Genomic DNA, 8,684 nt, shown 5'->3' on the forward strand with positions numbered 1-8,684 from the left:
TCTCATCACTTTTAAGCAATACGCTCTATAAATTGTTCTCTTTTAAAAAAAATGAAAAGACACTTATATCATTGATTTTTGTTCTGATTTAAAACTGTAAATTATATGCTAAACAATTAGAGAATATTTTTAAAAGTTGTCTAGTTGCATTGCCTGTTGTAAGAATTCTTCCAAAAACCAATTCACTTATCTCAAACATGCTAAGAATTACTTCTCCAACGAAGATAATATCATTTACTTTTATCATCAGACTATAATAATAAATTCAACGCGCACATTAACCACATCATTACAAATATTTGCAAAGATTTTGTTTTATAATGCAAAACTTCATTCATACTCTAAAAAATAGTGATCCAATGTGTTAACATCTTTTAATCGTAGGAAAATATTGGTTAAAACTGCTTACACATAAAGTCCTTTTCAAGCATTCATAATAGTAGCGATCTCTAATGCAATCAGTGCTTTTGTATGTTCATAGGATGATCATTTTGCAAAGAGCTTTTTATGATCAACCAAGCTGCATATTCCTTTAAGGACACATCTAAAAGCGGTCTTGTATATGAAAAGGTGATATGAATCTCCTCATATCCTTTAACCTGCACAGTCATTGTAGCACGACCAAGATTTTCTTTTTGTTCTTTTATTGTCTCCAAAGAAGGAGATAACTTAACTTCAGCCTCAATTTGTGGAAGATTTTTTATATTTTCTTCTGTTGGCTGCAAATATTCCAAAAGAAACTGATCATTCGTAGACCAACGAACTGTTGCCTGTGTTGCTAATTTCTCGCAAGCGGTGGTAACCTCTGCACCAACCAAATATTGACAAAATTGAGTTTCAAATTTCTCGATTAAATGTTGTGCTAAGGGCGTAGATGATAGACCAATAAGTTGCACAATAACATAAGGACTTCTCCAAACAAAATGCCGTTCAAATAGCTCATCTGCAAAATAATGATCAATCCAATTGGCAATTTCGCTTTCTCCAGCCCCAATTAAAGTCCACACATGCTTAGCACGTGATACGGTTAAATGCTCTGTTTTTTCTAAATAATGTTCTAAAAGTGAAAGCGCTTGTATAGGAGGACCAGGTAAAACAACAATATGGCTTTTCCCATGCGACAAATAAAAACCAGGTGCCGTACCAGAAGGATTATCTAATACACTTGCCTTTTCAGGAAATAATGCCTGACGAGCGTTATTTTTATCTGGTGTAATACCTAACTGTTGCAATTGACCTTTTATTGTTTGCCAAACTTTTTCATTATGAATTAATGGGAGCTGGACTGCTTGAGCAATAGCATCGCGTGTTTTATCATCGGATGTCGGACCTAATCCTCCACTTAAAATGATAAGATCCTCTTGCCCAATACAAGAAACTACTGTCTCAATAATCTGATGAAGCTGGTCAGCACAAACGAACTGACGTGTTACTTGAATATTTCTTTTTTCTAAACTTTGACTTAAATGCTGTAAATTCGTATTGAGATATTGGCCAGAAAGCAGTTCATCACCAATAGTGATAATAGCTGCACGACAAATTGATATCGGGTTAGCAATAGTATCTAGAACGGCATTAACCATCTTACGTGTAGACGCTACTTTGCCCAAATCACACGCTATGCTTTTTTGCGAACGAATAACTTGATCAATACTATGAGATAATTGTTGTGCTTCATTCTTAAAACCTAGATAATCTAAAAGTAAAGTAGTCGTATACAGCATAGCAGAAGGATTTGCTTGGGTGTGTCCAGCCATGTGCTGTTCACTCCCATGAACAGGTGCAAAATAAGCAATTTTATCTCCTATATTTGCACTCGGCGCAAACTCCACCCCTCCCATAAGCCCCGCAGCAAGATTGGATAAAACATCACCACATACATTTTCAGCAACAATGATGTCAAAATATTCTGGTTTGTCTACAAGCCACGATACCACTGTATCAATATCTTGAATTTCCGCTTCAATTTTTGGATAATTGTGTGCTATACGTTCAAAAATTTCTCGAGTAAATTGACCGCTTTCTCGCATAGTATTCATATTTGATCTATCAGCAAAAGTAATCCGTTTAACTCCATGCGCTTGTGCATAAGAAAAAGAATATTCAAATAATCGCTCTAAACCAAAGCGTGTTCGCAAATGCACTGTCCACGCAGCATCATTAAGACTATATTTTTCTAAATTTGGATGTTTTAACCATGTCGCAGCTTCAGCGGTTATACCACGAAAATCTAATCCTGAATATAAGCCTTCCGTATTTTCTGTAATAATACAAAAATGAAATGGTCTCTTCGAGCCAGTAATATATTTTACAGGTCTAACATTGGCAAATAAATCTAATTTCTTGCGAAGTTGGATCACAGGGGAGATATATGTAGGTTCACTTTCTTTTAAGTGTGATGCATGTTCTTCTAAAACGGTCTTACTGCCATTATTCGTGACAGTACCGAGCAAAATAGCATCACTTTCAGCAATTTTTGTCCAAGTTTCTTTGGGAATAGAAGATCCTTGCTCTTTCCAACATTCCCAACCGATCTCTCCGTAAATAAATTCAATTGGTAACTTAAACTGCTTTAAAACTGTCAATGCAGCGTCACAAACCTCTGGTCCTATTCCATCTCCCGGTAATACAAGAACTTTTTTTTTCATATTTTGCTGATCCATTCATTAACAATTTCATGCGTCGCGATAGGATTATCACGCCATGGAAACATCCCAGCATTCGGAATAATCTTATATTCATGGTTTAAATGATGGCTTTGAGCTTGATTATCTATAGTTGCCAATTGCGACTTCTCTCCTACCAAACTTAAAAATTTTCCGGTATATTTTACGATCTCACTGCGAGCGTCCATTTCTAACAAAAACCGAAATCCCCTTTGCATACGTTTAAGCGCCGTATTTTTTTTATCATCAGGGATCTTTATCTGTATTTTTTTTACAGCTTCTCCGATAGGTTGCACAAAAGCGTACAAAATTTCCAGAGCCCCCAATATATCACCATCGTCCAATAAACTAAGAACAGACTTCAATCGCTGTTGCAAAAGCAAATCGGGATAACCTGGTGCACTCACAGCAAGCACAGCTCGTATATTTGGAAGCCGTGCGGCTAAAATCTGTGCCAATGTTCCACCCGTAGAAAAGCCTACTAGCAACAAAGGTTCTTGAAAACGATTTTTGAGTTTTTCTGTAATTAAAGGAATAACCTCTGTTGCAGAACCACTGGAAAATAGAGATAATATATCCAATGGAGTAACATGAAACCCTTTTTCCATGCATAGCTTTTGAAAAGGAGTACAAAAAGCTCCATTATCCCAGAGCGACATTACAGGTGAAATAATAACAATATGTGGCTTTACACCATTTGCTCTTTTTGTTTTACAAGCTTGTGTAATAGTCAAGCTATAAATCCCTCTATATTCTAATACATTTTTTTCCTATAAAGCTTAATATTCAATGATTGGCTAAAAGACTTCTCCCCTAAAAGTGCTCACTAAAATTGTAGTGTATGAGCGAAAATAGGAGAGATTCTGCAAATTTTTCCCAAAATCTCCACCTATAATTTTCTTCCCTATAATAATGTTACTCTCTTTATATACATTTAAATAAGTTGTCACTATCTCTGTAGCGAAGAAAGCTATTTTTTTTTGCTTTATGCATATGCATGAAAAATCAGTCAAACTTATATTTATTTTTAGAAATGCTGTATTATTTACTAAAACATCAGATCAAAATAATCAAAAGCTCATCTTGAAAAACAAGATACCTTTTATTGTTTGTCCATATTTGCATGATTGTACCAATAAAAAATTTCTAGGAAAATCGGCAATTAAAATATATAAATAAAACGGCTTTTTGCCGTATGACAAAAATCATCTGTATCTACGCAGTTCATTTTTTAATATTGATATTAACACACAGATCTAAGTAAAAATGAGCGATATATCTAAAGACAATAACATAACAGCAAAGCATACATGAATAATATTACTATTATTTAAGCTATAGTATAAAAACGAAATTCTGAGATCATTAATCTGATCAATATCTCATTAATGACATTACACAGATTTATATTACAAAAAACTTACCCTTAGAAACAGCACTCTACGACAACTAAGTATAATTATTACAAAGATAAATCCGCTTTACTTCTATTAATTATGAACATAATGGAAGTGTTAGATAACCAATTTTAACCTATTGCACCGAAGCTGCAACAAAATTTCTTATATTCTCGATTAATGATAACTTAATAAAAAAATTATCCTTTATCTTCAATCATATAAGATAATATTTTTATGTTTAAGCATGCTGCTTCTCTACTCTATGTTGGATTTGGACGATTTTACCGGCTTATTTTCAAAAAACATAAAATAATATTCTTTAATAACAGTATGCAGCCAATAAAACTCTCACAGCTCATGCACTATATGGAAACAAATCTGTTAGCAAAACGCATCTCTTATACTATAGAAAATGCTAGCTTATCCTTTTTGTTAGAATTACATAAAAATTTTACGCAAGGCATGCTTACTTCTGTAAATAAAGTTTTTTCTCAAGTGCAAATTTTTTGATTTCTAGTTCTATGAATCAGCACAATGCGTCCACATTATTGTATGTTCTTTAAAATTTCAGTTTTCGAAAGGCTCTATTAATACCATAGATAAATCATGATCATTTCTGAGCGCCAGTAAAGGAGTTTTGCCTCATTAAAATCTTCTGCACAATAAAACTAAACATGAAAATTATGATTTTCCTTCAAGACGACACCATACATAGCATAAGGTAATATATGCAATTATTATTCCATAAAACAATAAAAGCAGCTTATAAACAAAAGCTGCACAATTAGTGCAGCTTTTCTAAGCGTTTTATATTTTGTGAAAAAGTATTTTTAAATATGTGAAATGATTTTACGACTTTGATAACCATAGTAACCAAAAAAGCTGGAAACAATAGCACCAAACAAACTTCCAATAAAACTCCACCAGCTAATGTGTGATGCTGTTTTAGCAGCCTGATCAGCAGTTTCACGGACATCTTCTGCAAGTTTGTCTAATTTCTTAGATAAAGTCTCTATCTGCTTTTCTAAAGTAGTAATTGCTTGTTCGATTTTTGTTTGTGCCGTTTGATAAACATCAAGTGCTTGATCCGTTGTTTTTTCTGCTTCAGTGCGCGTCATACCATTGTTCATAAAAGCGTTGATGATATCATTGCGATCAATCTTTTCTGTGATAGATTGTACACGATCCGAAAGACGCTCAGCTAAATTTTTAAGATATGTGCGATAATGAGAAGGATCATTCTTAAAAGCATTTATTGCAGAACCAATATCTTTGAGAGCTGCATTATAAACCTGCTTTAAGTGGTCTGGATCCAAAGCAGGAATATCGCTTTTATTAAGGAATGTACGCAGCTCACTTTGGAGTTTACTAAAATCCACTTCCTTACCGTCTTTTTGGTACACAAAATTTTCAAAGCTCTCGCTACTCAATTTTGAAAGAACAGGAAGAACATCATCTGTTATAGTTTGCTGTACTGCAGAACCACTCTCTATCACGGCTTTAGTGCCTAAGCTGGCTGCGCTCGAAGCTAAAAAAACGACTTGAATTGCGATAATAAGCGTTAATAAAGCCCAAGTCAAAAATCCGTGAAATGCTCCTGATGTTTCTGCAAAACGTCCTGCGACAAAGCCACCACTTGCAAGACTAAGCAGCATAACAATAAGGGAGCCAGTACCAATGGATGAAAAAACACCTTCAAAAGGAGACGAAGAATAGAGATCAATTTGCTTTAACCCTAAAGCTGCTACTAAAAAAGATAAGCAAATTGAAGTAGCTAATGCTGTCACTAATCCAGCAACAATAGCTGACCATGAAATAGATGTATGAAAAAAAGGATACTCTGTTTCTGCTAATGTTTTTTTTAAGAAATAAGTATCAAAGCTATTTCTTGAAATGCGGATTCCCATATCTTTATCTCCTTGAATAATATTGGAGATAAAATGCAATTTTTATAATTATGTTCCCAAAATGAATAAAAAATGAAGCTAATTATCATGCTAATATAATTTTAATACAGCTTAAGAGACAAATTTTAATACACAATTATAAGAGATCTGTAGCTGGTGGTTTTTTTTATGTAGTTTGCTTAGCGGGATAATTTCGAGTATTTTTGGTTATTATGGCTACCGGAGTCGTCACGATACCTTAGTTATTTAGCATTTTAATAGAGTTTCAATTTTTTTATTTTAAGGGAGCTGCACAATTTGTGCGGCTTTTTTTTACTGGATATGGAGCAGCATTTTATTATTTAGATATCAGGTTTATGATTTATGCTTTGATCTGTTTTGGTATTTTTGGGTTAAGCATGTATGTTGTATTTGATAAACATCAAGCGCTTGATTCATTTTTTTCTGGTTCAGCACGCGTTATATTCATCATGTTTGCGCTATTTGTTTTCGCTATTATTGTGATTTTATTTGAAGTGTGCCAATTTTATTTTCAGGTCTTTCTTTTTGCAAGCCTCTATAGTTTTTCTATTTTTCAGATTTTATGGATTTTTTTTGTCAGATCGAATAAGTAGATTTTGGTTGCGGGGGCAGGATTTGAACCTGCGGCCTTCAGGTTATGAGCCTGACGAGCTACCGGGCTGCTCCACCCCGCGCCATTAGCCTTAAATTAAGCTTATTATTTACGTTTTAAACGTTTTTTACGAATTTTCGTTTTAGTATGATTTTGTAAGAGAAAGTTCCTATGCACTTAGCAGACCCGGCAGCGACCTACTCTCCCGTGCCTTAAGGCAAAGTACCATTGGCGCTGGAACGTTTCACGGCCGAGTTCGGGATGGGATCGGGTGCGTTCGCTCCGCTATAACCACCGAGTCAGCGAAATACATAGGAACGATGAGAAGCTAATCTAAGACTGCGATATGAAGTAAATGTATATAGGTAATGGGAACGATCAAGCCTATCGAACTATTAGTATCAGTAAGCTTCATGTGTTACCACACTTCCACACCTGACCTATCGACGTGGTAGTCTACCACGGTTCTCAGGGAATACTCGTTTTCAGGTAAGTTTCCCGCTTAGATGCCTTCAGCGGTTATCTCGTCCGTATATAGCTACCCTGCTATGCGGCTGGCGCCACAACAGGTCCACCAGAGATACGTCCATCCCGGTCCTCTCGTACTAGGGACAGATCCTGTCAATATTCCTACACCCACGGCAGATAGGGACCGAACTGTCTCACGACGTTCTGAACCCAACTCACGTACCGCTTTAAATGGCGAACAGCCATACCCTTGGGACCTGCTCCAGCCCCAGGATGCGATGAGTCGACATCGAGGTGCCAAACAACCCCGTCGATATGGACTCTTGGGGGTCATCAGCCTGTTATCCCCGGCGTACCTTTTATTCGTTGAGCGATGGCCCTTCCACACGGAACCACCGGATCACTATGACCGTCTTTCGACTCTGCTCGACTTGTCAGTCTTACAGTCAGGCAGGCTTATGCCATTGCACTCAACAAACGATTTCCGACCGTTCTGAGCCTACCTTCGCGCGCCTCCGTTACTCTTTAGGAGGCGACCGCCCCAGTCAAACTACCCACCATACACGGTCCCGAATCCGGATAACGAATTGCGGTTAGACATCCATATCGGTAAGGGTGGTATTTCAAGGATGACTCCACAAAGGCTGACGCCCCTGCTTCAAAGTCTACCACCTATCCTACACATACAGACACAAATGCCAGTGTAAAGCTATAGTAAAGGTGCACGGGGTCTTTCCGTCTAACCGCAGGAACCCCGCATCTTCACGGGGAATTCAATTTCACTGAGTCTACGTTGGAGACAGCGGGGAAGTCGTTACGCCATTCGTGCAGGTCGGAACTTACCCGACAAGGAATTTCGCTACCTTAGGACCGTTATAGTTACGGCCGCCGTTTACTGGGGCTTCAATTCAATGCTTGCACATCTCCTCTTAACCTTCCAGCACCGGGCAGGCGTCAGACCCTATACGTCGTCTTGCGACTTCGCAGAGCCCTGTGTTTTTGGTAAACAGTCGCTACCCCCTGGTCTGTGCCACCTTTTAACGGTTGCCCGCTAAAAGGTCACGCTTCTTCCGAAGTTACGCGTGCAATTTGCCGAGTTCCTTCAACGTAGTTCTCTCAAGCGCCTTAGTATTCTCTACCAGTCCACCTGTGTCGGTTTCGGGTACGGTCTATATGTGGGAGCTATTTCCTGGAACTGCTTCACTGCAAGATCAATCCAATAAGACCTTACAATACACGCAATCCGTCACTACCCACAGGTCCACGAATATTAACGTGGTTCCCATCGACTACGCCTTTCGGCCTCGCCTTAGGGGCCGACTCACCCTGCTCAGATTAACTTTAAGCAGGAACCCTTGGACTTTCGGCGAGGGAGTCTCTCACTCCCTTTATCGTTACTCATGTCAGCATTCTCACTTCCGATACCTCCAGGAGCTCTCACGAGTCTCCCTTCACAGGCTTACGGAACGCTCCGCTACCACTTACTCATAAGAGTAAATCCACAGCTTCGGTGTATGGCTTTAGCCCCGTTACATTTTCGGCGCAGGGACCCTTATTTAGACCAGTGAGCTGTTACGCTTTCTTTAAATGGTGGCTGCTTCTAAGCCAACATCCTGGTTGTTTTGGGATC

3 protein-coding genes, 1 tRNA gene and 2 rRNA genes (1 of these 6 cut by a window edge) are annotated in these 8,684 nt (G+C 37.8%); all 6 read right to left on the reverse strand.

What is annotated here, in order from left to right:
• Positions 1–458: 458 nt before the first annotated feature.
• A complete protein-coding gene (locus tag V4P55_RS04215; RefSeq protein WP_455473873.1) occupies positions 459–2,648 on the reverse strand; it encodes an isocitrate/isopropylmalate family dehydrogenase in 2,190 nt (729 codons plus the stop codon).
• Entirely contained in the window at positions 2,645–3,325 is a 681-nt protein-coding gene (locus V4P55_RS04220) for an alpha/beta hydrolase (protein ID WP_455475040.1), read from the reverse strand. The genes V4P55_RS04215 and V4P55_RS04220 overlap by 4 nt, the downstream gene beginning before the upstream one ends.
• Before the next feature lie 1,571 nt (positions 3,326–4,896).
• The gene (locus V4P55_RS04225) at positions 4,897–5,973 is read right to left on the reverse strand and encodes a DUF3792 domain-containing protein (RefSeq protein ID WP_455473874.1); all 1,077 of its coding nucleotides are present in this window, start codon (positions 5,971–5,973) and stop codon (positions 4,897–4,899) included.
• Positions 5,974–6,591: 618 nt separating this feature from the next.
• Positions 6,592–6,668 (reverse strand) — tRNA-Met (locus V4P55_RS04230).
• Between the two features lie 102 nt (positions 6,669–6,770).
• Positions 6,771–6,885 (reverse strand): 5S ribosomal RNA (gene rrf, locus V4P55_RS04235).
• A 75-nt stretch (positions 6,886–6,960) separates the two neighbouring features.
• Positions 6,961–8,684 (reverse strand): 23S ribosomal RNA (locus tag V4P55_RS04240); it runs 1,087 nt beyond the window's last position.

This window comes from Bartonella sp. B30(2025) (assembly GCF_053793825.1).

Excerpts from the sequence above, each read along its gene's own strand:
- V4P55_RS04215 (WP_455473873.1), bottom strand. The coding sequence starts at position 2,648 with ATGAAAAAAAAAGTTCTTGTATTACCGGGAGATGGAATAGGACCAGAG.
- V4P55_RS04220 (WP_455475040.1), bottom strand. The coding sequence starts at position 3,325 with ATGTCGCTCTGGGATAATGGAGCTTTTTGTACTCCTTTTCAAAAGCTA.
- V4P55_RS04225 (WP_455473874.1), bottom strand. The coding sequence starts at position 5,973 with ATGGGAATCCGCATTTCAAGAAATAGCTTTGATACTTATTTCTTAAAA.